At 56.0% G+C, this 24,047-nt stretch carries 26 protein-coding genes; 10 read left to right on the forward strand and 16 right to left on the reverse strand.

What is annotated here, in order from left to right; all coding sequences use genetic code 11:
• Positions 1–33 precede the first annotated feature (33 nt).
• The 3 genes from AC1RQK_RS12860 to AC1RQK_RS12870 all read right to left on the reverse strand — a co-directional run bounded on the left by AC1RQK_RS12860 (position 34) and on the right by AC1RQK_RS12870 (position 5,662).
• Complete coding sequence (locus AC1RQK_RS12860) at positions 34–930, reverse strand: hypothetical protein (protein ID WP_492809246.1); 897 nt, start codon at positions 928–930, stop codon at positions 34–36.
• Between the two features lie 846 nt (positions 931–1,776).
• The gene (locus AC1RQK_RS12865) at positions 1,777–4,287 is read right to left on the reverse strand and encodes a nuclease-related domain-containing DEAD/DEAH box helicase (protein ID WP_492809247.1); all 2,511 of its coding nucleotides are present in this window, start codon (positions 4,285–4,287) and stop codon (positions 1,777–1,779) included.
• A gap of 406 nt (positions 4,288–4,693) precedes the next feature.
• A complete protein-coding gene (locus tag AC1RQK_RS12870) occupies positions 4,694–5,662 on the reverse strand; it encodes a hypothetical protein (RefSeq protein WP_492809248.1) in 969 nt (322 codons plus the stop codon).
• Positions 5,663–5,814: 152 nt separating this feature from the next.
• On the opposite strand from AC1RQK_RS12870, the gene AC1RQK_RS12875 reads away from it, so the two are divergent.
• A complete protein-coding gene (locus AC1RQK_RS12875; protein ID WP_492809249.1) occupies positions 5,815–6,051 on the forward strand; it encodes a hypothetical protein in 237 nt (78 codons plus the stop codon).
• Between the two features lie 260 nt (positions 6,052–6,311).
• On the opposite strand, the gene AC1RQK_RS12880 is transcribed toward AC1RQK_RS12875, so the two are convergent.
• The 8 genes from AC1RQK_RS12880 to AC1RQK_RS12915 all read right to left on the reverse strand — a co-directional run bounded on the left by AC1RQK_RS12880 (position 6,312) and on the right by AC1RQK_RS12915 (position 16,291).
• Complete coding sequence (locus AC1RQK_RS12880) at positions 6,312–7,259, reverse strand: COG2958 family protein (RefSeq protein ID WP_492809250.1); 948 nt, start codon at positions 7,257–7,259, stop codon at positions 6,312–6,314.
• 56 nt (positions 7,260–7,315) lie between these two features.
• Positions 7,316–10,444 carry an HsdR family type I site-specific deoxyribonuclease gene (locus AC1RQK_RS12885; protein ID WP_492809251.1) on the reverse strand — a complete coding sequence of 1,043 codons (3,129 nt, stop codon included), beginning with the start codon at positions 10,442–10,444 and terminating at the stop codon, positions 7,316–7,318.
• A complete protein-coding gene (locus AC1RQK_RS12890; RefSeq protein WP_492809252.1) occupies positions 10,410–11,531 on the reverse strand; it encodes an anticodon nuclease in 1,122 nt (373 codons plus the stop codon). The genes AC1RQK_RS12885 and AC1RQK_RS12890 overlap by 35 nt, the downstream gene beginning before the upstream one ends.
• 1 nt (position 11,532) lies before the next feature.
• Entirely contained in the window at positions 11,533–12,789 is a 1,257-nt protein-coding gene (locus AC1RQK_RS12895; protein ID WP_492809253.1) for a restriction endonuclease subunit S, read from the reverse strand.
• The gene (locus tag AC1RQK_RS12900) at positions 12,786–14,342 is read right to left on the reverse strand and encodes a type I restriction-modification system subunit M (RefSeq protein ID WP_492809254.1); all 1,557 of its coding nucleotides are present in this window, start codon (positions 14,340–14,342) and stop codon (positions 12,786–12,788) included. The genes AC1RQK_RS12895 and AC1RQK_RS12900 overlap by 4 nt, the downstream gene beginning before the upstream one ends.
• 30 nt (positions 14,343–14,372) lie before the next feature.
• Positions 14,373–15,272 carry a helix-turn-helix transcriptional regulator gene (locus AC1RQK_RS12905; protein WP_492809255.1) on the reverse strand — a complete coding sequence of 300 codons (900 nt, stop codon included), beginning with the start codon at positions 15,270–15,272 and terminating at the stop codon, positions 14,373–14,375.
• A 214-nt stretch (positions 15,273–15,486) separates the two neighbouring features.
• On the reverse strand, positions 15,487–15,753 hold the full coding sequence (locus AC1RQK_RS12910; protein ID WP_492809256.1) for a DUF6216 family protein: 267 nt from the start codon (positions 15,751–15,753) through the stop codon (positions 15,487–15,489).
• A complete protein-coding gene (locus AC1RQK_RS12915; protein ID WP_492809257.1) occupies positions 15,692–16,291 on the reverse strand; it encodes a DUF6216 family protein in 600 nt (199 codons plus the stop codon). The genes AC1RQK_RS12910 and AC1RQK_RS12915 overlap by 62 nt, the downstream gene beginning before the upstream one ends.
• 702 nt (positions 16,292–16,993) lie before the next feature.
• On the opposite strand from AC1RQK_RS12915, the gene AC1RQK_RS12920 reads away from it, so the two are divergent.
• The 9 genes from AC1RQK_RS12920 to AC1RQK_RS12960 all read left to right on the forward strand — a co-directional run bounded on the left by AC1RQK_RS12920 (position 16,994) and on the right by AC1RQK_RS12960 (position 21,345).
• Complete coding sequence (locus AC1RQK_RS12920) at positions 16,994–17,287, forward strand: DUF1484 family protein (protein WP_492809258.1); 294 nt, start codon at positions 16,994–16,996, stop codon at positions 17,285–17,287.
• 188 nt (positions 17,288–17,475) lie between these two features.
• Positions 17,476–17,817 (forward strand): DUF1484 family protein, encoded by a 342-nt coding sequence (locus AC1RQK_RS12925; RefSeq protein ID WP_492809259.1) that lies wholly within the window; start codon positions 17,476–17,478, stop codon positions 17,815–17,817.
• A gap of 317 nt (positions 17,818–18,134) precedes the next feature.
• Positions 18,135–18,416 (forward strand): DUF1484 family protein, encoded by a 282-nt coding sequence (locus AC1RQK_RS12930; RefSeq protein WP_492809260.1) that lies wholly within the window; start codon positions 18,135–18,137, stop codon positions 18,414–18,416.
• A gap of 423 nt (positions 18,417–18,839) precedes the next feature.
• Complete coding sequence (locus AC1RQK_RS12935; RefSeq protein ID WP_183035768.1) at positions 18,840–19,037, forward strand: type II toxin-antitoxin system VapB family antitoxin; 198 nt, start codon at positions 18,840–18,842, stop codon at positions 19,035–19,037.
• Positions 19,034–19,405, forward strand: a complete 372-nt coding sequence (locus tag AC1RQK_RS12940; protein WP_183035769.1) for a type II toxin-antitoxin system VapC family toxin — start codon at positions 19,034–19,036, stop codon at positions 19,403–19,405. Before AC1RQK_RS12935 ends, AC1RQK_RS12940 begins: the two co-directional genes overlap by 4 nt.
• A 240-nt stretch (positions 19,406–19,645) precedes the next feature.
• Positions 19,646–19,831 (forward strand): hypothetical protein, encoded by a 186-nt coding sequence (locus AC1RQK_RS12945; RefSeq protein ID WP_492809261.1) that lies wholly within the window; start codon positions 19,646–19,648, stop codon positions 19,829–19,831.
• Positions 19,818–20,255 carry a hypothetical protein gene (locus AC1RQK_RS12950; protein ID WP_492809262.1) on the forward strand — a complete coding sequence of 146 codons (438 nt, stop codon included), beginning with the start codon at positions 19,818–19,820 and terminating at the stop codon, positions 20,253–20,255. The genes AC1RQK_RS12945 and AC1RQK_RS12950 overlap by 14 nt, the downstream gene beginning before the upstream one ends.
• 37 nt (positions 20,256–20,292) lie before the next feature.
• Positions 20,293–20,820 carry a hypothetical protein gene (locus tag AC1RQK_RS12955; RefSeq protein WP_492809263.1) on the forward strand — a complete coding sequence of 176 codons (528 nt, stop codon included), beginning with the start codon at positions 20,293–20,295 and terminating at the stop codon, positions 20,818–20,820.
• Positions 20,821–20,979: 159 nt separating this feature from the next.
• Positions 20,980–21,345 (forward strand): ArsR/SmtB family transcription factor, encoded by a 366-nt coding sequence (locus tag AC1RQK_RS12960; RefSeq protein ID WP_441630194.1) that lies wholly within the window; start codon positions 20,980–20,982, stop codon positions 21,343–21,345.
• Between the two features lie 100 nt (positions 21,346–21,445).
• Here the strand turns inward: AC1RQK_RS12960 and AC1RQK_RS12965 are convergent, their stop codons facing one another.
• The 5 genes from AC1RQK_RS12965 to AC1RQK_RS12985 are packed head-to-tail and all read right to left on the reverse strand — an operon-like array spanning position 21,446 to position 24,026.
• Positions 21,446–22,171 (reverse strand): aquaporin, encoded by a 726-nt coding sequence (locus AC1RQK_RS12965; RefSeq protein WP_492809264.1) that lies wholly within the window; start codon positions 22,169–22,171, stop codon positions 21,446–21,448.
• A 5-nt stretch (positions 22,172–22,176) separates the two neighbouring features.
• Positions 22,177–22,671, reverse strand: a complete 495-nt coding sequence (locus AC1RQK_RS12970; RefSeq protein WP_492809265.1) for an arsenate reductase ArsC — start codon at positions 22,669–22,671, stop codon at positions 22,177–22,179.
• 19 nt (positions 22,672–22,690) lie between these two features.
• Entirely contained in the window at positions 22,691–23,185 is a 495-nt protein-coding gene (locus AC1RQK_RS12975) for an arsenate reductase ArsC (protein WP_492809266.1), read from the reverse strand.
• A gap of 8 nt (positions 23,186–23,193) precedes the next feature.
• On the reverse strand, positions 23,194–23,676 hold the full coding sequence (locus AC1RQK_RS12980; RefSeq protein ID WP_492809267.1) for an ArsI/CadI family heavy metal resistance metalloenzyme: 483 nt from the start codon (positions 23,674–23,676) through the stop codon (positions 23,194–23,196).
• 23 nt (positions 23,677–23,699) lie between these two features.
• Positions 23,700–24,026: an ArsR/SmtB family transcription factor gene (locus AC1RQK_RS12985; RefSeq protein WP_492809268.1), complete on the reverse strand. Its 327-nt coding sequence runs from the start codon at positions 24,024–24,026 to the stop codon at positions 23,700–23,702.
• Between the last annotated feature and the right edge of the window lie 21 nt (positions 24,027–24,047).

The raw sequence follows: 24,047 nt of genomic DNA on the forward strand, positions 1-24,047 counted from the left end.
TCCGCCCAGATTCCTTCCGGAACAGGTTTAGTGTTAGTGCGCTTCTATAATAATTTGCTCATTGGGGATTTCGAGCTGGCGCCGCCGCGTGCCATCAGGGAATGAGATTACAGTTGATTTTCCAAAACCCTTGAGCAAGACGATAGCGCCTTCGAAGGCTTCATAGTCCTTAGGAGTGACTGCTTCTTTAGAGCGAAGCGTTTTTGGAATCAGTGCTGAGTATGGTTCTTTCACATAAATGATCGGTTGCTCGACACGTACTCGTGCCGCTCGCATTGCTGCGTCGAGAAGTTGCCCGGACACTCCTCCCGTCAATAGCGGGAAAACTGCGATCGCCGTGAGGCTAATCATCTGCGTGCGTTTGTTTCGATTCAGATCGTCCGTCTGATAGATGTTCCGTTGCTCCTCCATTTGAATTACTGCATTCTGCTGGGCGGTGATTTTTCCGATTTTCTCTGCAGTCGACTGATAGGCGGAGTAAAAGAAATAAAGTGCAACCGAAATAAGTGGGAGGCTCCAGTATGCTGTTGAGTCTTTCTTTCCAAATATTATAATTATAATTATCGCGAACAGAGAAAATATTACAGATTGCCATTCAAATGGCGCTGGCGGGTGTTCTGGCGTGAAATTTTCTTGAGAATATCTCCTCTTTATCCAGACAGCGACGGCGAAGAGTCGCCTTGTGAGTGGAGAGAGGAGAATGCCAAGTGAAACCAGACTGGCAACAAAGAAAAGATAAACGACACCAAAGCACAAGGCAGCTAGCAAGAATAGTAGGCCGTCCCCAAGCGAGAGATCTTGAGGGAAGTGCGCTATGCGGAGCGAATATCCAATGACGCAGAATCCGCCAATAAGAATGCCAATCTTAGATGCTCCAGTTGTGATTTTTGAAATTGCATCAGAAATCTCTTCTACCATCACTGTTTTCATTCTGGCTCGATGATTGTTGGTCCCAAGGGCGTGTGGCAGGTAACCATTTTAAATGGTGTAAATAAATATCGTCAGCGCAATGATGAAATACACCCTTCTTTGGTGGGGTAGAGGCGGGAGTGTTTATGATCGCTCGTAAATATCGCCTGGTTTATTAGGGCCTCAAGCTGGCGAAGGAAGTGGTCCGCTTGATTGTGCTTCTGATGAGCATGGCCTCTAACTACCGACGCCCTTATGCCTGCCCGATGGTCTATTCAGCTTGAAATCTAGCCTGGCAGGCGGGTTTCGTCCCTACAAACGAAGTCATCAAAGAAGGTCGTGAGCTTAAAGCTGCTATCGAGCAAGTCTGGTCCGCCCCTGACTACTACTTTCATCTCAGACCTGATGGGCATGTCGCAGCGCTGAAGGAGCATATCGCCGGGGAGCTGTTTTCGCACCTAGACATCGAAGACTTCTTCGGCAGCATTTCGGCGAACCGCATTGCCCGGGCGTTGACGGGCAGGGTTAGTTACGAGACCGCCCGCAAGTGGGCGACGAAGTCAGTCGTACGCCAAGCCGAACACGTTTCGGGCTGACACGCTGGCAGGCATTTTCAGGCCCACGTAACGCAAGCACTGTTCAGACCTGTTCTCTAACTCCCAGGTGCAGGCCAGGAGACGCACCTCAAAGGCAGATTTGCGGCGCTTGGGTAGGTTTGCTCGACTCTTGAGAAGGTCCGAGCCTCGATGACAGTAGCGCGAATGCCGTCCACCGTTGCGGGAATTGCCGGGCTTACCAGTGCCCTGTGGGCGTCGCCTTTACGGACACATCGTCGACAGGGGCAATGGAGGGCGGAAAACGAGCCATCTAGCTTGTCGATGTTCGCGAGAGTTCGTCGTCGGACGTGTCGCTAGTTGGCCGGAACACGCCACGGGAAACAGTTGTGAGGAGTTTCCTGGCGGACATGCAAGTCGAGAATGCCTGCGATACTCGGGCTCGCCACATCCGCTCTGTAACAGCTCCCCAGGTCTTGTAGTAGTCGAATATCCTGCTGGCAAGTCCCTCTCGGTCAATGTCCGCCGGTGCGTGTGCGATGTGGGCCAAGGTGAACGCTAGGGCTGCACGATAGAGAATACTTCTGCCGGCTGGCAGGTCGGCATGGTCCGGCGTACCGCGAATCCTATTTGCCTCACCATATAGGCGCGCCGCAACGGCCGCTAGCGGAATTGGCGTTAGATTCGCGTAGCCATCTCTTACGCGCTTCTTAGCCATTTCGATCACAGTCGAGTCAAAGTCAGCGACCAGTTCGAAGACAACGTCGCTTGGATTTCCGACATCCTCCGAACTGTTGTCGCAGCGTGTGCAGCAATGGTTTCGGCCGCATTCGATTGGGCCGACCTCGCCGCAAGCGGCACAGATGGCTAAGTCGCACCATCCAGTCGACATTTCGCTATCCATGTCCAGGTCGGCAAGAGGAAGCGCTCGGTAGAAGCCCTGGCGCGAATTGGGGTACCAAAAATAGACGGGCCAACTATGCTCAAGCACTAAGTAGTCAATCCACGTGTGCGCGGGATCACCCAGGCTATTCAAGCCGATGAGCCAAGCCTTCCACTCCTTTGACCAAGCGAGCTGAACTGTCTTGGAGCATATCGGAACACCTACGTTCTCCATCATCGTGGACGTCAACTTGTCGCATTGAGTCTTCTCCACGATGGATCTGACCTGGTCATTCAACAGAAGCGTTCTGTGAAATTCTCCGCTCGGCCGCTCCAGCGAATTCGGGTCATAGATGGCGATACAGGCAGTTGTGGCGCGCGAGTACGCACACATGAGCTGCTTATCATCCATGTTGGCGCAGCCAACAGTAATAACAATCGGCGATTCTAGTCCTCGAAACCGCAGTACCGCCTGATGCTTGATGCCGGCTTCACGCACGATATTTGGAAGCCAAGGGTTGCCTCCACCGATAGGCGTATTGGTGAGTATGACCACGTCAGAGGCCGTCACTCCTTTGGAGAAGAGCGCCTTCAGCGTGGCTTCGAGTGTCGCGGTCAAGTCTTGCGACACAAGCTCCTGAAGTGCGTCAGGGTCATGAGGCCGCGGTGACGTGAGCTCATAGCCAATGTCGTCGCGAACGCCTTTCAGGCGATCGGTGACGACGCGTGGCGTCCGCATGACGACCGTCAAGTGATAGGGGTTTTTTACCCCAACGAGTTCACTCAGCCGACTCAGTGAGGTCGTCTCGCGTTCGAAGTCAAAGACTTGAGTTTCATCACAGAAGGCGTAGACCTCTTTGCCGGAAAACCAGTGGATTAGCAGTTCCACCCACTCGGGTTTTAGCGCTTGCGCCTCGTCCAGGACCAACCGGTCATAGCTGCCCATGACTCCCGATTCGATGGCAGCACGCAAGTCCGCCAAGCCCGCTTCCTCGCTCCAGGTGTCCGAATTGTCGACCCGCCTCCCGAGCCTCCGCCGCCCCTCGGAACAAAGGCCGTGCCAAGTGTAGGCTCTCGTGCCGCCGCCTGGCGACCACGTTCGGTTGTCCAATAGGTCGCGCAGGAGGGAGTTGAATACAACCACAAGCGTCTTGCGCCCCTCCGCAGCGGCTTCTCGCGCGAGCTCGACACCAAGTACGGTTTTGCCCGTGCCCGGCCAACCCGTTACTACCATTCGGGAGCGCCGGCGAGCAAGCTCAAGGAAATCGCGTTGTTCGTCAGTGAGGCGAAGCCAAATCTGGTTGTCGTATTGAACCCTGTACCCCCAATCGGGGGTGCCATCGAAGTTGGGACACAAGGCCTGCACAAGACGCCCTGCCTTACCCCGGCCGAGGGCGTGCGTACCGCCAGCGCTCCGCCAATAGTTCAGCATCTCGCCAACTCTCTTTGCCAAGGCCGGCATCTCGTTGCAGTCCACCACAATGCGCTGTGGAGGGTCGACGCTGATGTCGGTCAGCGCAAGGCTGACTATTGCGTCGCCGAATCGACTGTCAGGGAAAATGAATCCATATCCGAATCTGATTCGCAGCGTCGGGTCCGCGCCGAGCCAGGCAGTTACGCCATGGACGTTGCGCCGCAACTGCAACACTGGGTCGCGGGTATCTGTTCCGGTCTGGCTGACGAAAGCTCCGTCCTTCACTTTGTAGCGGCCGCCTTTCACCTCAAGAGCGAGAACCCCATGGTCTGGATGGATAACGAGGAAATCAATCTCGCCAGAAGGGGCAAATTGGGCGCCGAGCTCTTTCACCGCTTTGCAGAGCCAAGGCAAACTGTGGATTACCGTGTACTCGTCGGAAAGGTCGCGCTTGAGAAGGTGGTAGATGCTGGTTTCGGCTCTGCTCCCGGTATCTTTGGGCTGCAGCGCTGGGATCATGATGGCCATGGGTGGGCTTGATGGATGCCGTGTCTGAGGTATTTGGATTGCAATAGTAATTGACTGCACCCCAGACGTGCCACAAGGCGTGCCTTGACTTAGTGAGTGTGCTATTGAGAGCAGAGTTGGTTGCGTGTGGCTATAAATCGTCGTTGCGCGTGTACTTGGAGAGCATGGCCTGGCAACAGGGAGCGCGTCAGCCTCGTCGCCCGAGTGTCACTCTTCTAAGGCAGGGGGAGCTATGCAGGAAGGCATCTGCGTCTCTTGAGGGGGAAAGCACGTATCCCCATATCGTCGTGAAAGACGCAAACAACAACGAAGGGACGTCGTGGCCTGGAACCCCACCATGAGACGAATGTTGTCGCTGCCATAGCTATCGGGAGTGAAGGGAATAACTCCCATCAAAGCTTATTTACTATCGCAGCGGGCTCCCTGTCCGGGAATGCCTGTCGAACGAGAAGATGTGCTCGGTGGGGTGTTCGTCGCACCGGCCGATTAGTCGTCCAGCGAACTCGCGACGACCTTCTTCCAGATGGACGAGCTCTCCACAGATTGGGCAGTCCCCAGAGTAGCGAACGAGGCGTATGACCCTCAGGCTATTGCCGTCGCCGTCTTGCTCCTTTGCAGCTTCCAACTGAACACCTCGCTCCCGAATCGACACCAGGATGTCCGGAGCCATGATGATTCGCAAGTCAATCAGTCGCCAGAACGGCCTGAGTAGGGATAGTGCCACCCAACCGACCAGTGCTCCAAGCAAGAGCAGGGAGGTGATCCCCGTGATGGGCAGGGATTCCCACCCAGTCGTCAATGTCACCCACAGCCAGGCAAGTACGGGCCCGAAAATCGCCAGCCCACCGAGGCCGTATGCAAGAAACAGGGTTCTGCGCCACCCCTTCAGGGCGAAGCCGGCATGTACTAGGGGCTTGACCCAAAATGCTGGCTTTAGGGTCAAATCGCGAGCATAGGTGATATTGCCCGGAGCGGAGCCCGCCAGCGCGTCGTCGGTCGCTGGCACCGGTAGAAAGACGATTCCGAAAGAGGAATTGTTTCCCGCGCCGCCGGCACCCTGGGTCTTCTTGGGCCACGCATAGATAGTCAGGCCAGCTTGTCGAGCTGTGTCTTGCACCCCAATTTTCCAAGCTTCCAGGCGCTTCTCCAATTCGTCCCAGACCTTGGAGAGCCACCCCGTCGCTCTCTCGGGGACGATTTGGTGGCCCGCCATTTCGGCGACCTGTTGAGAGGTGTAGACGGTCAGCTCTTTGCCATCTTCCAGTCGCTGAAGCGAATCCTGGGTTAGCGCCTTGGCTACCTTTAGTCCCCGTGTCTCCCGTTCCTGCCGTTTGAAGAAGCTCAAGAACGCGCCTAGGGCTGCCTTCTCGTTCATGCCGGGGTCACCCACAGGGCGGGACTCGCCTTCTTGAAAGGCTTTGATTTTTAAAGGATTTTTCCCGTTCGACACAGTTTGTTCCGCTGTTGGTGACTGTTTCTCCGGTGATGCGCTGACTAGGCTGACTTCACTTTCAACCAGGAGGTCATATGTTTCAGCGAGACGGAGTATGGACGTTTTCCATTCACGGCGTACTGCTGTTCGTCCGTGAATTGCCGAGAAACAACATCACGGTCTATCACCCTATCTGCGAGCCGGTACGAGAACTGGTGGAGCCAATCTGCAGGGGGAGGGGCTACTGGCGGAGCGAACGCAAGAACTGGCTGGTGTTCGAGACCTTCAAGGGTATTGTCCTGGAAGAGTTGGGGCGGATATCACGGGGCTGACGTCGAGACAGAAGGGCAATCAGGGATGCCGCCCTGCCTTGGTTGCCCGTTCGCTTGCGCTAAAGAGCACGTTGCGTACCTGCAGCGCCTGCTTCTTGACGATGATCCTTCAGGGGCTGCTTACCTTCTTAACAGCTTCTTCTGATTTTGCAATTTTGGGGTAACTCGGTTACGTCAATCACAGCCCATATACCAAGCGAATTCAGAATGGGTAAAATGCACGTCCGCTTGACGTCATGGGCCACCTCGAGTAGCGTTCCTCAGTCCGTCGTCTCGGGCACGTCCCAATCGGCCAGCCTTGCTTCGCCTGTTTGGTAGAACTGCTTCACCAGCTTCACGTACTCCAGAAAATCCCGGTTCTCGGTTGCCAGCCGGTTGGCCATATCCCAATCGATCTCATCCCTTTCGCGGGCTGGGATCAAGACCTGACTTTCAGCCGGGTTGTCGGAATCCAGTTTTATCAGGCCGATGCCGTGCGCCGCAAACAGCATCCGTAGTTCCTTGAGTGTGTCCTGGCCCTCGATTTCAGCTGCCGCTAGATAGCCAAAATTGGCCCACGACGAGTTGGACACCGCCTGGAAGAAGCACTCACGCACGTTCGAACGGTTGATCAACAACTTTGCTTCGAACGACCACAGCTTGGTGCGCTTGTCGGAATACTGATTCACACAGTCCCGCACCTCCTGGTGCCACTCAGCGCCCAAGTCCTCCATCCCGACCACGTCCGGGTACAGCCAACGGTTCCCGTTTGGCCCTCGTTTGTTCGATGAGCGTTTCTCGTCAATGCGCTTCGAATAGACCCCGAACTCTTCCCACAGATACAGCGAGAGCAGTGGGTACATCGCGTGTTCACCCAGTGTCTTGCCATTGGTGCTTACGGTGGTAGTAGTGGCCGCACCCTCGGCCGCCGCAACTTCAGCGACGTCTGATTTTTCTGTGTAGTAGTACTTGCGTGGCCTACCTTCGGTCGTCTTCAGCTCAGGGTGCCGCTTCTGCAAGCTTGGGCGACGTGAGCCAATTTCCGCGACCAACTGCTGTACCAAGTCGCCGTCGGTTTTGATGTACCCGCCTTGGCTGTTGGATTTCTTCTCCTGGCACTCCGCAGGATAGGCGCCAAAAATCCACTCAGCGATTTGCCGCGCAGTCAGCTTTTCTTCGGGCCGGGCTTTCAAACAATCCAGTACGGCTTTTGCTAGATTCAGTGCCATCAAAATTCCACGAAAACATTTGTCTTTTTCACGCTAGTCAGCCGCAGCAACGGGCATCAGACCTTCCCACCCACACCTTTGAATTTTTCAACGAAAGCAGCGATTTTCTGGAACACGCTTTGCTTTTTGCTCAGGTATTTCGGATTCAGTGGGCTCATCTTGGGCAGAACGGCATTGAGCTCAGTGCCATTGTCACTGGCGAATTCGCGTTTTAGTGAGGTAGTGAAATAGCGCCGGGCCGCCTCTGCATTCAGATTCTCGGCGGTAATCAGCTCTTGTGCCTCACGCTGTTGTTCCGCTTGAGCAAAGGCGAAGAAGGCGTCTATCACACTGGCCTTATCGCCAATCTTTTCCAGGTCGGTTTGGTTAATGAAATCGACCAGCAGGCTTTCCTTGGCGCGGTTGCCCAGGCTGGCGCGAATCACCCGGCGTACGTCTTCAACCAGTGAGGCTTTGTCTTTGACCTTTTTACTATTCTCAAAAATCAATTCCAGAATGTAGTCCAGGTTGATCTCTTGAGATTTGAGCAGGTCTACCTCAAAGACCACATCGTCCCAATCGATGGTGGACTTCTCTTTTTCATTGGACGATTTTTCACGGCGCAACCAATCGCGAACATCGTTGTAGGTTGAACGGTAGTCCTGAATTTTTCGCTCTGCCGGTATCTTGATGGCTTGCAGCGCAGCCAGATCTTCATCGCTTAGATAATGCTTGGCCTTGAACTCCTCAACGACCGCAGGATCGTTCACGTCGATGCTTTGCAATGCCTTCAGGCTGGCGAATTCATCATAGTTTTGCAGCACGTTTTCAACGCGCAAATACTCACCAAACAGCTTCGCGAAAGCCTTCTTGTCGGCCTCTTTTTCAATGGCTGAAGGGTCAGGAAAGCGCTGTTCCAACTCCTTCACCACTTCCACAAAACCGCGCCGCGCTTCACCGGTGGCCACATCGGTAAAACCTTCCATGTATTCCTTGTAGCTCTTTTCCAGCACCACGTTCTTGGTATTTTTATCGCCAAACAAGGTAATGGCGTCGATGGTCGCCCGCTCCAAATCGCGGAAGGTGACGATATTGCCAAAGGTCTTGGTGGCGTCGTAAATACGGTTGGTGCGCGAATAGGCCTGCATCAACCCGTGGTAGCGCAAATTTTTATCCACAAACAAGGTGTTCAGCGTGGGGGCATCAAAGCCGGTCAGGAACATGCCCACCACAATCAACAGGTCGATTTCCTTAGTCTTAACTTGCTTGGCCAAATCGCGGTAATAGTTCTGGAAACCGTTGCTATCCACGCTGAAGTTGGTTTTGAACAGCGCGTTATAGTCAGCGATGGCCGCGCTTAAAAACTCTTTGGCGCTGCTATTCATGGCTGATACGTCAAAGCTTTCATCCAGAATATCGCCAACGGCATCCTGTTCTTCATTGGCCGCAAACGAGAAGATGGTGGCGATCTTCAGTGGCTTATCACTGCCCTTTTGCAAATCCTTGAAAGACTCGTAATACAGCTTGGCGGCATCCACGCTGCTGACGGCAAACATGGCGTTGAAGCCTTTTGCCGCTGCCTGCAGGCGGTGGGTTTTCTGCCGGAAGTTATTCAGGATGTACTGCGAAATCTCGCGAATACGGTCGGGGTGCAACAAGGCTTGCTTGTTTTCCGCCGCGCTGAGTTTTTTCTCGTCCTGTTCGCTTTCAATGGCTTTGAAGTGCGGGCGCACGTCGTTGTAGTCCACCTTGAACTTGAGCACCTTCTCATCACGAATGGCGTCGGTGATCACATACGAATGCAACTCCCGACCAAACACGCTGGCAGTGGTGTCCGCGCCCAGGGCGTTCTGCGGGAAAATCGGCGTGCCGGTAAAGCCAAACTGATAGAATTTTTTGAATTTCTTCTTCAGGTTTTTCTGGGCTTCACCAAACTGGCTGCGGTGGCATTCATCAAAAATAAACACCACCTGCTTGTTATAAATGGGCAGGTCGCCTTCGCTTTTCATCAGGTTATTGAGCTTCTGGATAGTGGTGACGACGATCTTGTTGTCGTCCTTATCCAGGTTGCGCTTCAGGCCGGAGGTAGAGTCAGAGCCATTCACGCTATCCGGCGAAAAGCGCTGGTATTCCTTCATGGTCTGGTAATCCAGATCCTTGCGATCCACCACGAAGAACACCTTGTCGATGAACTCCAGCTCAGTGGCCAAACGTGCAGCTTTAAAACTGGTCAGCGTCTTGCCCGAGCCGGTGGTGTGCCAGATAAAGCCACCGCCCTCAAGATGGCTCCAGCTCTTGGCCTGATAGGCGCTGTTGATTTTCCACAAGATTCGCTCAGTAGCGGCGATCTGGTAGGGGCGCATCACCAACAGCGTATTGCTGACGTCAAACACCGAATAATGCAGCAACACATTGAGCAGGGTGCTTTTCTGAAAGAACGTAGCGGTAAAGTCTTTCAGGTCTTTGATCAGACTGTTATCCGCCTTCGCCCAGTTCATAGTGAAGTCGAAGCTGTTTTTGTTGCGCGTCGTGGTGTTGGCAAAATAACGGCTATCGGTGCCGTTGGAGATAACAAACAGCTGCAAATACTTGAACAAGGAATGCTCGCTGTTGAAGCTCTCTTTGCTGTAGCGGTGCACCTGATTAAAGGCTTCACGAATAGCTACGCCGCGTTTTTTCAGCTCCACCTGCACCAGTGGCAAGCCATTGACCATGATCGTCACATCATAGCGGTTGGCGTGGCTGCCCGTTTGCTCAAACTGCTTGATCACCTGCACCTTATTGTGGGCAATGTTCTTTTTGTCCAGCAGGTAGATGTTCTGAATATGGCCATCGTCAAACACAAAATCATGGATATAGTCATCATGAATCTTGCGCGTTTTGTCGACGATGCTGTCGCTGGGCCTGTCCAGATAGGTTTCAACAAAGCGCTGCCACTCGCCATCAAGAAACCGCATAGCGTTCAAGGCCTGCAATTGCTCACGCACATTGGCCAGCAGCTTCTCAGGCGTGTTTAAACCGGGGGCATACTCGTAGCCCTGATTCTGCAAGTCCTGAATGAACTCCCGCTCCAGATCGCCTTCGCTCTGGTAGCTCTGATTGCCCTGCCATTCCTTAGCGTATTTATCCAGAACGATAAAGCTATTGGATTCAGCGATGGGTCTTGTGTAATCAACCATTTTGTTCTTCCTGATGCCAAAAGCCATAGTTTTTTTTCAAGTGATCGAGCAATAATTTGACCGTCGCCTTCTCCGCTTGCGTTGGCTCGGCAACGGTTTCATTGGATAGCGTGCTATGGCTCGTAAAATTGATAATTCTGCTTAGATAGAGCTGTTTATCATCAGGCAGAAGATCCGACCACTTTGGATAGCCCAGAAAGCTGGCCGTTTTCTCGTAAAGATTTCGTAGCAACGTGAAGTGATACCTTTCAACCTTGTTTTCAGCGATCGCCTGGTCGATGGTTTGCTTTAAATGCAAGTGATAGGAAAAGCTCTTGTTGGAGTCGCCGTGTTTTTCGGCAAGAGCAAAGGTGCCGTCTTCAAAACGCTCCAGCATGTAGCAAACTTTGCCGTTCAATTCATTGAAGAGTACGTTATAAAAAAGCGGGCTGTGCGTCGTGATGATAAATTTAAGATCGGATTGGCTGGATTTGATCAAGCTAGCCAAATTGACTGCTAAATCGATTAAATGATTTTCATCCAATGAACTTACCGGATCATCAATGAAAACGTATTCCAAATTATTGAAAACATCAGTAGACCGATTAGCAGTCTCTGCGGTGTTTAACTCGGAAGTCATCTGCTCAATCAATGAATGAAACACACTCCAAATAAAGTTGCTTTCCTCGCCTTTGGAGATTTTTATATTTGGCTCTTGCTGATTATTGCCTCGTTCGAATGAAAAGCTGACTTCTGAGAAGTCCGGGCTAAATTGCGGTGTTAATTTTTCATTGGCGTAGTGCTGAAAGGTGGCCGTGATATTCTGATCTTGGCCTTGCTCTTCAAGCACCCATTTGGTGAACGAGTTGGGTTGGATTTTTAACTTTGGCTCTGCATCCTGCTCTAGATCGTTATCCCAATAGAACAAATCTTCCGTGAACGCACTGTAATAGAGGATTTTCTTTTGCGCCAACTCTGACTGCTGCAAATCGTCAGCATCAGTTTTTGGTGCAATCAAATCTTTGAATTCGCGAGATAGGCGCGTTTTGCCCGTGCCGTTAAAGGCATAGATCAGCTGCACCTTTTTGTTGGCGTCTTTCAGCTGCTGGGCGATTTCCGTTAGCGTCTTGCTCATATCAGGCTGCTACCTCTCCCGGTTTCGGAAAACTTAGCAGCAGCTCGCGGTAATGCTCGTACTGCTTTTGGCGCAGCTCGATTTCGCGGGGCAAGCCTTCGGTGATGGAAGTTGTTAGAGTGTCGAATTTGTCGAGGATGGCGACGATGCGGGCTTGCTCTTCTTGCGAAGGAACAGGGATCAATATCTTGGCCAAATTATCGGCATTTACACGCCGCACTTTTGTGCCAGTAATGTATTGTTTTTTTTGCTTTTGAAATTGCTCTGTTTGAAAGAAATAAGAAACGTATTTCGGGTTCAGATTATGTCGGTAAATGCAGGCATCACCGCTCACTGCAATATCTTCCTTGCCTAGCCAAGCAACAGCCTTACAGACATCCTCATCGTTCTCACTGGTTGTTGCTATAACTAAATCGCCAGACTTTGCCTTGCGTGCTTTCTTGGCAAATTCTATTGAAACGTATGTTTTAGTTTTGTCGGTGTATGTGCCATAGTGCGTATAGATTTGGCCATAGTGAATGCAGCCAACACCTGACTCCGTAAAATCTTTTTTTTGCAGCCCTCCGCCACGGATAAATTCGCCAACGCCTTCCTGCCCCATAGGTAAGTGATCTACTTCCCCATCGTCAAAACTCAACAACTGGTTACGATAGTGGTTGTATTGTTTTTTGCGTGTGGTCAGCTCGGTGGTCAGCTCGGTGGTCAGCTCGGTGAAGGCGTCCAGAATGCGAACGATTTCCGCCTGGATTTCAAGCGATTTTTTGGGATTTTCTGGACATGGGATGGGGAGTTTGAACTCTTTTACCTTTGCGTCTGAAATTGCGGGGTATGCTGATCCACTTTGATTTTCTTCAACATGTGTTTTAAAGCTGGCAGATGCAATCCAATGCAAAATCCATTTAGGCAGAACCTCATTTTTCTTGGCGCGCAAAACACAGTAGCCAGTACTCGCAACCTCGCCAGAGTACTCATCATCAATTAAGCAATAGCGCTGTTGGGCTGGGCGAGTTGTTGCGAAAATTACGTCATCTTTTTCAACAAGTTTTTGCGCCCGACTTGGTGCATTGCTGGACGTAACCTCGGGTGTATCGGTTATTGTTTTTGTTTCAATGCTTACAGATGTGAGATCAATATAGCGATAGGTGCGATCCGTATCACGCCACCTGATATTGCTAGTGGCCAATGTAACTTCCCCCAGCGCCTTCCACTCCACTGAAGCCCCATCCAGTAGCATTTCCAAGAAGTTCACGCTGCTCATGCCTCCAACTCCTCGCCTTCAATCTCGGCCACGATGGCGTCAATATCCGAACGCAGTTGGTCGATTTTGGCAACCGTAATTTTCAGTTCGGCATTGAGCTCGCCAATATCCACCACTTCGCGGTTGTCTTTGGCTTCGACGTGGCTGCTCACCGACAGGTTGTAATCGTTGGCCGCAATGGCATCAAAGCTCACCGATTTGGCAAAGTGTTCGATATCCGCTTTGCTATCGAACACTTGCATGATGTGTTCGATGTGCGCATCCAGCAGCACGTTGTTATTGGTTTCTTTTTTGAACAGACCACTGGCATCAATAAACTGGGTGTGGGTGTCTGTTTTGTGTTTGGAGAGCACCAGAATGTTCACCGCAATGGTGGTGCCGAAAAACAGATTGGGTGCCAGCGAAATCACGGTTTCGACGTAATTGTTATCCACCAGATATTGGCGGATTTTCTGCTCGGCACCGCCACGGTAAAAAATACCGGGGAAGCAGACAATCGCCGCGCGGCCTTTGCTGGAGAGGTAACTGAGCGCATGCAGCACAAAGGCAAAGTCGGCTTTGGACTTGGGCGCGAGCACACCCGCCGGGGCGAAGCGGTCATCGTTGATCAGGGTGGGGTCGTCTGCGCCTATCCACTTCACTGAATATGGCGGGTTGGAGACGATGGCATCAAACGGTTTGTCATCGCCAAAATGCGGGTCGATCAGGGTGTTGCCGAGCTGGATGTTGAACTTGTCGTAGTTAATGTTGTGCAAGAACATGTTCATCCGCGCCAGGTTGTAGGTGGTGTGGTTGATCTCCTGACCCCAAAACCCGTCTTCAATGATATGAGCGTCAAAATGCTTTTTGGCTTGCAGCAACAATGAGCCAGAGCCACAGGCTGGGTCGTATATCTTGTTGACGCTGGTTTGCTTATGCATGGCGAGCTGTGCGATCAGCTTGGACACATGCTGCGGGGTGAAAAACTCGCCACCGGATTTACCGGCACTGGCGGCGTAGTTGGAGATGAGGAATTCGTAGGCATCGCCAAACAAATCGATGTGGCTGCGGTCAAAATCACCAAAGTCTAGCCCGGCGACCCCTTTGAGCACGGCGGCCAAGCGGGTGTTTTTGTCGACCACGGTGTTGCCGAGGCGGTTGCTGGTGGTATCAAAATCGGCAAACAGGCCTTTGATGTCGCGCTCGGAGGGGTAGCCGTTGGCGGAGCCTTCAATGGCGGCAAAGATGGCGGCCAGATCGGTGTTCAGGCTCTCGTTGGTGTTGGCGTTGGCGGCTACAGTGGCGAACAACTGGCTGGGGTAGATGAAATAGCCCTTGGTTTTAATGGCGTCGTCTTTGATGTCCGGGGTGATCACGCTATCGGGCAGCTCTGCATAGTTGACGCTGTTGTCATCGGCCTCGATATAGCTGGCGAAGTTCTCACTGATAAAGCGATAGAACAAGGTGCCCAAGACATACTGCTTGAAATCCCAGCCGTCAACGGCACCTCGGACATCGTTTGCGATCTGCCATATCTGGCGTTGTAATGCGGCGCGTTGTTGAATGCTGGTCATAGTGTTGTTCCTGTTTCAATTCGTAGTTTGTTATTTCTTCAAAGCGCTGACCGGTGGTCGATACCCCGGCGCGAGCTTTGCGTTTTCGACGCCATACAAAGCCAGCGGGTCGCTGAGCCAGAGGCGGTACTGTTCTTCTTTAAGACCGTGATCGGGCGACGCATCGACGCTCCAGCGCAGAAGCATGTAGCCCGCGACCGCTGCGCGCACACGCATGCGTATCGAGCCGTCGGTAATCCCGTAATCCATCTTGATGATCTCGGGCCGGGCGAGGCGCGGGTGCGGCACCAAATCCAACTCCACGATCCGCGTCCACTGAATATCGTTGTCCGGGCGCTCGTTGGCCTTGGGTTCTTCATCGACCAAGGTCGGCATTTCGATGCGGGTGATAACGAAGTCGCGGAACTCGCCGGACTTGCGGTCAAACGCCCGAACGTGCCAGCGCAGGCCGGTGTCAACCAGCGCAAAGGGAACAATGACCCGCTCGGACTCTCCGTTGCTCATTGAGTGGTAGCGAATCGCCACCGGGCGCTTGGCGTGGATGGCGCGGCAAATCGGTGCCAGTACGTCCATCCGAGGGCTACTCAAAGCTGCAGGGGACTCGCAGGGCAGCAGTGGCTGGGAGTCGACGCACTCTCCATCACCAAACCCAAGAGCGAGCGCAGACAAGACACGCTGTGGCGCTTGCTCGAAGATCGGGGAGAACGCCTTGCCGATGCGGTAGATCTTGTTGCTGCCGTCGAACTCGATGTTCTGTGGCGCGATTTCCCGGTACAAGGCCAGATCGCGTGTCGCACCGGCAGGGGCCACCCCAAAGCGGTTTGCCAAGTCTGGGCGCCCGATTTCACCCATGAAGTAGAGACGGAAGTCGATGTAAGCCAGCCGCTCCCGCTGTGCATGGCTCAAGCTCTCGACGCGTTGGGGATGCATGATCGGATGATCCTCAACCAAGAAAGGCGACTAAAAGACCGAAATGAAGTGTTTTTTTGCTCATTTTTAGGCGGTTTATATCATCAAATTGATGACATTATGCCCTTCGGCTTGGCTTTTGAGCAAGGAGCCTAACGGACGTGCGATGGGTCGGCGCTGTTGCAGTTCAAGGTGGCGGAGCCCTCAAGGCCAGGACGGTTGCGCCCATATACCGTCACGCGGATGCCCGCGCCTCGGGTTGCAGCTCATCCCAGAGCTCCCGAGCTTCAGCCGCAGCCCTCAGCTTCAGCGCGCTAACCAGAGCCAGTAGCGCGGCTAAGCCGCCGAGTATGCCAGCCGCCACTCGCTGCTCATGCACCGCCTGAGCAGTAAGTTTCTGTATCGATTTGTCCTCGAACGCTTTGCACAGACTCGTAGCCTCAGCGACGCTGAACTTGATCTCCTTTTGCAAGCGCGCCAGGATCTGCAAGGCAGTCCTCAAGCTTTACAGAAGGACTGCCCCAGAAACCACCGATGACCGTTCCATCGGTCTTGAACAAGACCTCGGACCCTCTGGTCCATAGGAACGCGTCATCTATGAGCAACGAGGCTATCGAAAGGCTAACGACGACGTATCCGACCCCGACTATCGCGGACTGGGTTATCGAGTACCTCCTTGGCGGCTTGAGGACGAGGTGAGGCGAGCGAATGTCGACCCACTTGCGCACCCTCTCTAGCCTGGCTATTCCAACCTTGTGCCTATGTAGCCATGACATAAGCCTCAGAAATTCAGGCTGTGTTTCGATCTTCAATCCATAGATGAAGCGAAATCGTTCGAGATCTCGATTCTCCTGAATGAGCTTCTTGAGCTGAGGATTTTGTACTTCGGCCTTGCCAGCCACCAATCGCCAGAGACGCTCAAGCAGGCTATGGAGAGAACCCACGCGGAACCAAAAGAAGGCCGGACCAACGCCCGCCAGAAGCGGGCTGATCAAGGCCGTGACAAGTGGGCCTTGAAAGATTGACGACAGGGATTCCATAGACGTCGACAGCTATCGAAAGAGTGTGCAACTGGTTCTCTGCTATGCAGCGCTGGGCGCGGGACTCCGTGTCTCTGACTACTCTTCCGCCCTCTTAATCTTCTCCAAATCCTGCGCTATTCGATCCCGAATCGGTGAGGTATGCCCATGCTCCTCGTCCGTCTTCCCAGTGACGAGCCAGTACGCATACTGAGGCCAAACCGCCCCAATAGCCTCCACCATCTCCTGTGTCACACGCTGCTGATTGCGGCAGGTGTTCTTCCAGCTATCGGATTTCACCCCAGTCAGCTCCTCCATGCGCTTGAAGCGCCGGTGCCCGCCTGCAACGAAATCTATCAATTCTTCTACCCGATCGCGCATTTCAATTGGGCTATTTAAGCTTTGCTAGGTAAATTTAGCCTCGTTCAGCGACTCGAACGGAGGAGTGGACTGGCAACTTGCTAGCAGTAGTGGCCCTTTGCCGCGCGCGCTGGTGTTGGCTTACTACTCGCGACACCCCGGCGTGGGCCAACCTATTCGTGCCGCACGACAACGAATGCACCTTGCCACCTCTCTTGTGAGGGTGGCGTATGCGCTCGCGCCGAGAACTATCAGCCGCATTATGGACCATGCGGAGGGGCTTCTGCGCCCTACGGATCTGCGCAGCGTCGTGAGGCTCCTTCGCAGAGCATCTCGACTGACATCTCAAACGAGGAGAAGCCTTTGACCGCCCGCCAACGTCACCCCCGCACCGCCGCCGAAGCAAGAGAGGCCGCCACAGAAGCCAAGCTGATCCCTAAGCCCCTCGCGCCGGAAGGCGAAACCACCCCAACCCACGAAACCATCCACCAATCCTGCCACGACCTCCTGCGCGTCAGCGCAGGCCTGGAATCCCTCCTGCTCCTGCTGCAGCTCCAGGCCGACGAGCAAGCCGCCAACAACGGCCTGCATGCCCTGCTGGCGCCGCTAAAGCAGCAGCTGGACCAGGCAGTGAACCGCGTGCAAGCGCTGTACTGAGCCACACCCGTTCCACACACCTGCACCGCGGCCCGCAAGGCCGCAGGCGGTGGGGAGTCACACGCCGATCGAGGCAAGCCCCCGCCGCCGCCGCGTGCCGGGACGATGGTTGCCAACGCCGCCCATCGCCATACCGATGTCCGCGATTGCACCCTGACCGCACCCCGATCACAAAACAGGAGGTACCCATGACCGCCCGCCAACGTCGCCCGCGCACCGCTGCCGCAGCACGGGAGGCCGCCGTGGAAGCCAGGCTGATCGCCGAGCCCGTGCTGCTGGACAACGAAGCGGATCCGAGCCACGAGGCTACCCACCAAGGCTGCCACGAACTGCTGCGCATCAGCGCGCATCTGGAATCCGTCATCACGCTGCTGAACCTGCACGCGGGCGATAGCCGCCTGCATGCCTTGCTGATGCCACTGAAGCAGCAGCTGGACCAGGCAGTGAACCGGTGCCGGCGCTGTACTCGGGCCTGCGGGGTTCGTTCGCGATCCGCGCCTGCGTCGCGGCCCGCCTCTACCCCGACGTAGGCAGGGTCTTCGGCCATACGGCGTAGCCACGTAAATCATGCCGTTTGCCCACTTGGCCAACATCGCTACCACTGAATCGAGAACGGGATCCCTGCAGCAGTCCCTCACAAGAGGGGACCTGCAGGACATGACCGGGGTAACCGCAGTACCCAGCCCCCGCCAGTACCTTGGCGGGGAGCTGGGTTGTTGAGCATCTGGGGAGCGAGGCAATCGCTGCCCCCTCGCCCGGCCGGCCTAACCCAGCAAGCCGGCACGGGCGCGACGACCAATCAACACACCCTGTCATTCGCCAAAGAGGTGATCCCATGGCCGCACGCATGAAAACACTCGCTCCCACCGCCGATGCATCCACAATCAGCATGATTGCCCAAGCGCTCTTGCCGGAGGAAACGACACCCCCGCCGGATGACCCCAGGCGCGAAGCCATCATGCAGAGCTTCGACGAACTCCTGCGCGTCAGCGCGGGCCTGGGCGCCATCCTGACGCTGCTCGATCTGCAAGCCGACGCGGCAATCGATTGCATTGGCCTGCATAGCCTGCTGGCGCCGTTGCGGCAGCAGCTTGACGCCAGCGTGAATCGTATCGACGAGTTGTTCTGAGAGCCGATGGCTGGGCGGCATCCGCTCAGCCGTCAACGTCACGCAGGTTGCATGGCGGCGTAGTCGGGAAGCCGAGCTAACACTGCCGTCGCTTTGCGCAGCGTCCAGATGAGAACCCGCCTCTCAAGTTCTCGACTCGCTCCCGTACTAAGTGACATTTCTTCACGTCACTACGGACCTTTCCCAACGCCGATCAGGCGATCCGCAGGCACATTGGCAAGGTGTTCGAGCACGCCGGGTGTCGGCGACCTGACAAGCGGCGGAAGGCATGCACGATGCGCTCGATCCGTTTGCCCGCGCCGTTTACTCCTTTCAAGACTCGGCGCAATGTCGCGGCAAATGCGTTCACCACGAGACCACGAAACGCACCGCAATAAGCATCAAACGATGCTATATTGAGTGCTCACACTTACGGAGACTCCCATGCGTACGACGATTTCGCTTGATGACGACTTGATCGCCAAAGCTCAGGCTTATACGGGGGTGGAAGAAAAAACGGCACTCGTGCGCGAAGCGTTAAAGGCCTTGATCCAGCGTGAAGCCGCGAAACGACTCGCGAATCTTGGCGGTAGCCAACCGGGCATCAAGGGGGCGCCGCGTCGTCGGTTGGACGTCGAATGATCCTTGTCGACACGTCGGTCTGGATTGACCATATCAACGCTTCTGATCCGATGCTGATTAGCCTGCTTGCCGAGGGGCGTGTGCTGGCGCATCCCTATGTGATAGGCGAGATCTCACTCGGTAGTTTGCGTGACCGTGACGTCGTGCTTGGCGCGTTGCTCGATCTGCCGCGCGCGCCAGTAGCCACACCGGAGGAGACGTTTTATCTGATCGAGCGCGAAGGATTGTTCAATCGTGGAATCGGATTTGTAGACACGTCGCTGTTGGCGTCTGCACGCCTACAACCCGGCATCACCATCTGGACGCGCGACAAGCGATTGAAGAAGGTTGCCGATGAACTCAATCTCAGCGCAGTGCTTGCGCACTAGAAAACGGAAAAGGCGGGCGGGGAGGATCGGGCAGCCGGCAAGCCGAGCCAACACTGCCATCGCCCTGCGCGGCGTCCGGATGAGAACCCGCCTCCCAGCTTCATGGCGCATTCCTGCTCACTCAGGGAATGTTCTTCGCGTTCTTGCAGAAATTTCCCAAAGCCAATCAGGCGATCCGCGGGCACATTGGCAAGGTGTCCGACCACGTTGCGTGTCGGCGGCCTGACAACGGAGGATGGCATGGACGATATGCGAGAGGCCCTGAAACATGGCGACAAGACCGGCACCGGCGGGGTACTGATGTCCAATGCAATGGCGAAAGAGGATTTCTTCCATCAGCTATGCACCGCCGAACAGGAGGCTGCGGCAAAGAACCCGCAGTGCATTGAGAATGCCGACAACGTGGCCACCTATGTCATGGTCTAAGTACTTCCGCGTGGTTGCTGCCGCAGCAGCGATCTTGGCGCAGCCCGCTTTGGCTTGCAGCTTCGACATTTCCTTTAACAGCAATTTCGAGCCTGGTGCGGATCGCCTGCCGGCTTCGGAAGTGCGCAGACTGGCGGAGTGGATGATCGACGATCCGGCAGCCTTTGAGAACAAGAAGGAGTTTCACATTCTCGTCTACGAGGCCCCAACCGATGGAGTCAGTCATGCTCTCGCACGCAAGCGCGTATCGCACCTGGAGCATTGGCTGACGACTTTTGGTGTGCCGGCGAGCATGATCTCCATGGAAATCACCCGCCACAACCCAGGCAAATCGCTGGCGCCGAACTTTGCAAATATCGATTTCATGCCGGGGTGTCCGCACCCTTGCTGCCCAGGTCCGGAACCGACCTCGCAGATTCGTTAGGCGTGCGCTAGATGACGTCACCCTGCCCGGCAGCCTGTTGTCAAACGGCATCGAGCTGGAGGCGCTGCGCGCCGAGATCAAGCACCGCAGACGCGGCACAAAATCACGCCGCGCTCCGGGCAAGATCTGGCGTCCACGTTCCTCACCGGCTCCCCTTCCTGCACCTGTCGATGTGAATCTTCCTCAGTTTCGCCGGCGATATCTGCGGCATGTCGTACGCAATGTTGGTCGCCTCGGTGGCGGTGGAGAGAAAGAGCGGGTCGTCCCCGCCAACCTGACTCAGCTTTGTGAGTACATCTTGCCTGGGCACCCCTGTATCGCGCTGTTGCGCGGCCATGAAAAGGAGGTCGGCTACGCACCGGCAGACCGACAGCCTTTGCGCCTTGCTGACGTCGTCTTGGCTCGCTGGCGTTTGCGCATAGGCTGCGGCAGCGGCAAACAGGGCTGCGGCAAACAGGGCAACGGCCGCAATCATTGCGGCTCGCACAGCTTGGTGATGCATATTGTTTTGCCCCCTCTTCTGTTGAGGTGGTCGGGTCCTGCCACGCTGGCTCCGCGCTTGTGAACATTATTCTCTTGTGCAGGAGGTGATCTGTGTGGCACCGAACCTTCGGCGCAGCTTTCCACGCGCAAGTCCCGCGCAGGAATGGGCTTCCCGAATGCGGCCCGCTGGCCTTCGTTCTGGCGGAGAATACGCGCTAGCACCACTACCGCGAGCCTTCTGATGGACAGCGAAACCGCCGTAAAAGCCCTGGCCGCGCTGGCGCAGCAATCTCGCCTGGCGATCTTCCGCCTGCTGGTCCAGGCTGGCCCGGCCGGCATGCATGCCGGGCGGATTGGCGAGGCGTTGGGCCTGCCGCCGGCAACCTTGTCTTTTCATCTCAAGGAGCTGGCCAATGCCGGGCTGGTCGCGAGCCGGCAGGAGGGCCGGAACGTCATCTACCAGGCGCGCTACGAGCGGATGAACGAGCTGCTTGGATTCCTGATGGCGCACTGCTGTGAAGGGGATCCGAAGGGCTGCGATGTCCCTTCCTTTGCGTGCAAGCCCAAGCGTGCGGCGCGGACAAAGGCCCCGGCTGGGTCGGAGTGAGTTGCGCGGCGGATCGCGCAGGCTGTCGAGCCTGCCACGATGGATCTGGCCGGGCAGGCGTCACGTATCGACGCCTGTCGACACTTTTCGACGCCTTTCCTCAGATGGGCTCACCCGTTCCGCGCGCGTCTTCCTGTTGGCCTGAGGCCTCGATCACGTTTGGGTGACCCTGTTCCTGCACGCGTGGCAGCAATGCGGTATGCAGCAGCAGCCCGATGCAGGCGCCGAGCAGTTCGGCGAGCATGAAGCCGGGCACGCTCGCGGGCGCAATGCCGGCGAAGCTATTGCTGAACATGCGTCCGAAAGCGGCGGCGGGGTTGGCGAAGGAGGTGGAGGCGGTGAACCAGTAGGCCGCGCCGATGTAGCTTGCCACCATGGCGGGGGCGCGTCCGTTGGGGGCGCGGAGGATGACCAGGATCAGGCCGGCCGTTGCCACGGTCTCCGCGATCCATTGGCCTGGCCCGCTGCGGATCTTGGCCGAGACCTGCAGGAGGCTCATATCGAACATGGCATGCGCCAGCCAGGCGCCTAGCACCGCGCCGGCCAGCTGGGCGACGATGTAAGGGGCCAGGGCGGACCGGGGCAGTTCGCCCTTCACGGCCATCACCAGGCTCACGGCGGGATTGAAATGTGCGCCGCTGATCGGGCCGAAGACCTCAATGAGCACGTACAGGCCGCCTACCGTAGCTAGCGTGTTGGCGAGCAGGGCAACGGCGATATTGCCACCGGCCAGGCGCTCGGCCATGATGCCCGAGCCGATCACCACGGCAAGCAGCAACGCGGTACCGATGACTTCCCCTGCAACCTGGCGTGGCAGACCGATCATGGCAGTTAGCTCCGCGCGATCTTGGTCAGGGCTTGCTGCAGCTGGGCATGACCCATGGTTTCAAGCGGCAGCATGAGCAGTTGCAGCATGCGGTAGCCAATGGCCTGGCGCGTGAGCTCGAACGCAAGGCGCTTTGCGTCGTCGCCGCCCTGCGCGTGCGAGGGGTCGGCATAGCCCCAGTGCACCTTGACCGGGCTGCCCGGCCAGTATGGGCAGGCCTCGGCCGCGGCGCTATCGCAAACGGTGATCACGATGTCCATCTTGGGTGCATCGTCGCCGACGAACTCGTCCCAGCTCTTGCTGCGAACGCCTTCCACGCTGACGCCGGCCTGGCTCAGCGCTTCGAGCGCAAACGGGTTGATGCGCCCGCTTGGGGCGCTGCCGGCGCTATAGGCCCGGACATCCTTGCCGAGCTGCTTTGCCAGATGGTTGAGCATGCCTTCGCTCAACACGCTGCGGGCGGAGTTGTGGGTACAAAGGATCAGGACGTTGGTCGTCATGGCAACCGCCTGGTTGTGGTCAGCTTTTCCCGATATCGCGCACTGCCTTCTGGAGGGCAACGGCATCGAGCTTAAGGATAGGTAGGGACAGGAACAGTTCGATGCGGCGTTTCAGCGCGATGGCGGCATCGTTGATCGCCTGTTGCTTCTGCGCCTCGGTCCCTTCGCATGCGGCAGGGTCGGGCACGCCCCAGTGCGCCGTTATCGGCTGACCGGGCCAAACCGGGCACATTTCTCCGGCGGCCTTGTCGCAAACCGTGAAGACAAAATCGAGTTGCGGCGCGCCGTCCCGGGAGAACTCGTCCCAGCTCTTGCTGCGGAAGGCTTCCGTCGGCAGCCCGTAGCGCCGCAGGGTCGCCAGCGCAAGGGGATTCACCACACCCGTGGGGTGGCTGCCAGCCGAGTAGGCCTGGAAGCGCCCCTTGCCCAGATGGTTCATCAGCCCTTCGGAGAGAATCGACCTTGCCGAATTCCCGGTGCAGATAAACAGCACGTTATAGGTCTTGTCGCTCATGATGGCCTTCAGCAGCACGACTTGCTGGATGTCACGGCGATGCCGATCGGCTTGCCCTGCGGGGCGCGCGGTGCGCAACATGCCGAGTCGGCGTTGGCGGACTCCGCGGGCTGGCTTTCACTGAACACCGGTACGTTCCCGAGCGTATGGAAATGCTCCCAGGCGATGCCTTGGGGATCCGTGACCCAGTGCTTCTCGCTGCGTGCGTAGCAGCACGTTGTCTGCCCCTCATCAAGCAGCGCCATATCGGCAGCTTCCGCGCGGTCTTTGAGCGCCGCCAGCTCTTGCGCGTCGTCGGTCTGGAACCCCAGGTGATCCACGCCGGGCTCACCGCCACGGGTGGAGATGGCGAAGTTCACGCGTGGGTCTTCCAGCATCCACTTTGCGTAGTCGCTCTCGACCCGCGTGGGCTCGGCCGCGAACAGCTTCGAGTAGAAGGCAATGCTCTTGCCGAGGTCCTGGACATTGAGGTGGACATGAAAGCGCTTCATTGGGGTTCCCCTTTCGTTCTCCATTAACACGCACAAACGGTAGTGGCGGCATTGTCGAGACAGGCCTCCCCTTGGCAGCAGTTGGCTGTCAGGAAGCCGAGCAGGTCATTCATGTGCGCAAACGCGGCGCGATAGATCAGGTGCCTGCCTTCACGCTCTTGCGTGATCAGGCGGGCATGCATTAATTCCTTCAGGTGGAAGGACAACGTCGCACCGGGCACCCCAATCTGTTCGGTCATCGCGCCGGGCGTCAACCCGGATGGCCCGGCCACCACCAGCAAGCGGAACACCTGTAGCCGCAGGCCATGGGCCAGGGCGGCGAGAGCGCGGAGAGCATCGTTTTCTTCCATATTTCCATAATATTGGAAATA

Source organism: Cupriavidus sp. GW822-FHT02D05 (assembly GCF_058802485.1).

Coding starts and splice junctions, on each gene's coding strand:
- AC1RQK_RS12860 (WP_492809246.1), bottom strand. CDS start 930: ATGAAAACAGTGATGGTAGAAGAGATTTCTGATGCAATTTCAAAAATC.
- AC1RQK_RS12865 (WP_492809247.1), bottom strand. CDS start 4,287: ATGGCCATCATGATCCCAGCGCTGCAGCCCAAAGATACCGGGAGCAGA.
- AC1RQK_RS12870 (WP_492809248.1), bottom strand. CDS start 5,662: ATGAACGAGAAGGCAGCCCTAGGCGCGTTCTTGAGCTTCTTCAAACGG.
- AC1RQK_RS12875 (WP_492809249.1), top strand. CDS start 5,815: ATGTTTCAGCGAGACGGAGTATGGACGTTTTCCATTCACGGCGTACTG.
- AC1RQK_RS12880 (WP_492809250.1), bottom strand. CDS start 7,259: ATGGCACTGAATCTAGCAAAAGCCGTACTGGATTGTTTGAAAGCCCGG.
- AC1RQK_RS12885 (WP_492809251.1), bottom strand. CDS start 10,444: ATGGCTTTTGGCATCAGGAAGAACAAAATGGTTGATTACACAAGACCC.
- AC1RQK_RS12890 (WP_492809252.1), bottom strand. CDS start 11,531: ATGAGCAAGACGCTAACGGAAATCGCCCAGCAGCTGAAAGACGCCAAC.
- AC1RQK_RS12895 (WP_492809253.1), bottom strand. CDS start 12,789: ATGAGCAGCGTGAACTTCTTGGAAATGCTACTGGATGGGGCTTCAGTG.
- AC1RQK_RS12900 (WP_492809254.1), bottom strand. CDS start 14,342: ATGACCAGCATTCAACAACGCGCCGCATTACAACGCCAGATATGGCAG.
- AC1RQK_RS12905 (WP_492809255.1), bottom strand. CDS start 15,272: ATGCATCCCCAACGCGTCGAGAGCTTGAGCCATGCACAGCGGGAGCGG.
- AC1RQK_RS12915 (WP_492809257.1), bottom strand. CDS start 16,291: ATGGAATCCCTGTCGTCAATCTTTCAAGGCCCACTTGTCACGGCCTTG.
- AC1RQK_RS12925 (WP_492809259.1), top strand. CDS start 17,476: ATGACCGCCCGCCAACGTCGCCCGCGCACCGCTGCCGCAGCACGGGAG.
- AC1RQK_RS12930 (WP_492809260.1), top strand. CDS start 18,135: ATGAAAACACTCGCTCCCACCGCCGATGCATCCACAATCAGCATGATT.
- AC1RQK_RS12935 (WP_183035768.1), top strand. CDS start 18,840: ATGCGTACGACGATTTCGCTTGATGACGACTTGATCGCCAAAGCTCAG.
- AC1RQK_RS12940 (WP_183035769.1), top strand. CDS start 19,034: ATGATCCTTGTCGACACGTCGGTCTGGATTGACCATATCAACGCTTCT.
- AC1RQK_RS12945 (WP_492809261.1), top strand. CDS start 19,646: ATGGACGATATGCGAGAGGCCCTGAAACATGGCGACAAGACCGGCACC.
- AC1RQK_RS12950 (WP_492809262.1), top strand. CDS start 19,818: ATGTCATGGTCTAAGTACTTCCGCGTGGTTGCTGCCGCAGCAGCGATC.
- AC1RQK_RS12960 (WP_441630194.1), top strand. CDS start 20,980: ATGGACAGCGAAACCGCCGTAAAAGCCCTGGCCGCGCTGGCGCAGCAA.
- AC1RQK_RS12965 (WP_492809264.1), bottom strand. CDS start 22,171: ATGATCGGTCTGCCACGCCAGGTTGCAGGGGAAGTCATCGGTACCGCG.
- AC1RQK_RS12970 (WP_492809265.1), bottom strand. CDS start 22,671: ATGACGACCAACGTCCTGATCCTTTGTACCCACAACTCCGCCCGCAGC.
- AC1RQK_RS12975 (WP_492809266.1), bottom strand. CDS start 23,185: ATGAGCGACAAGACCTATAACGTGCTGTTTATCTGCACCGGGAATTCG.
- AC1RQK_RS12980 (WP_492809267.1), bottom strand. CDS start 23,676: ATGAAGCGCTTTCATGTCCACCTCAATGTCCAGGACCTCGGCAAGAGC.
- AC1RQK_RS12985 (WP_492809268.1), bottom strand. CDS start 24,026: ATGGAAGAAAACGATGCTCTCCGCGCTCTCGCCGCCCTGGCCCATGGC.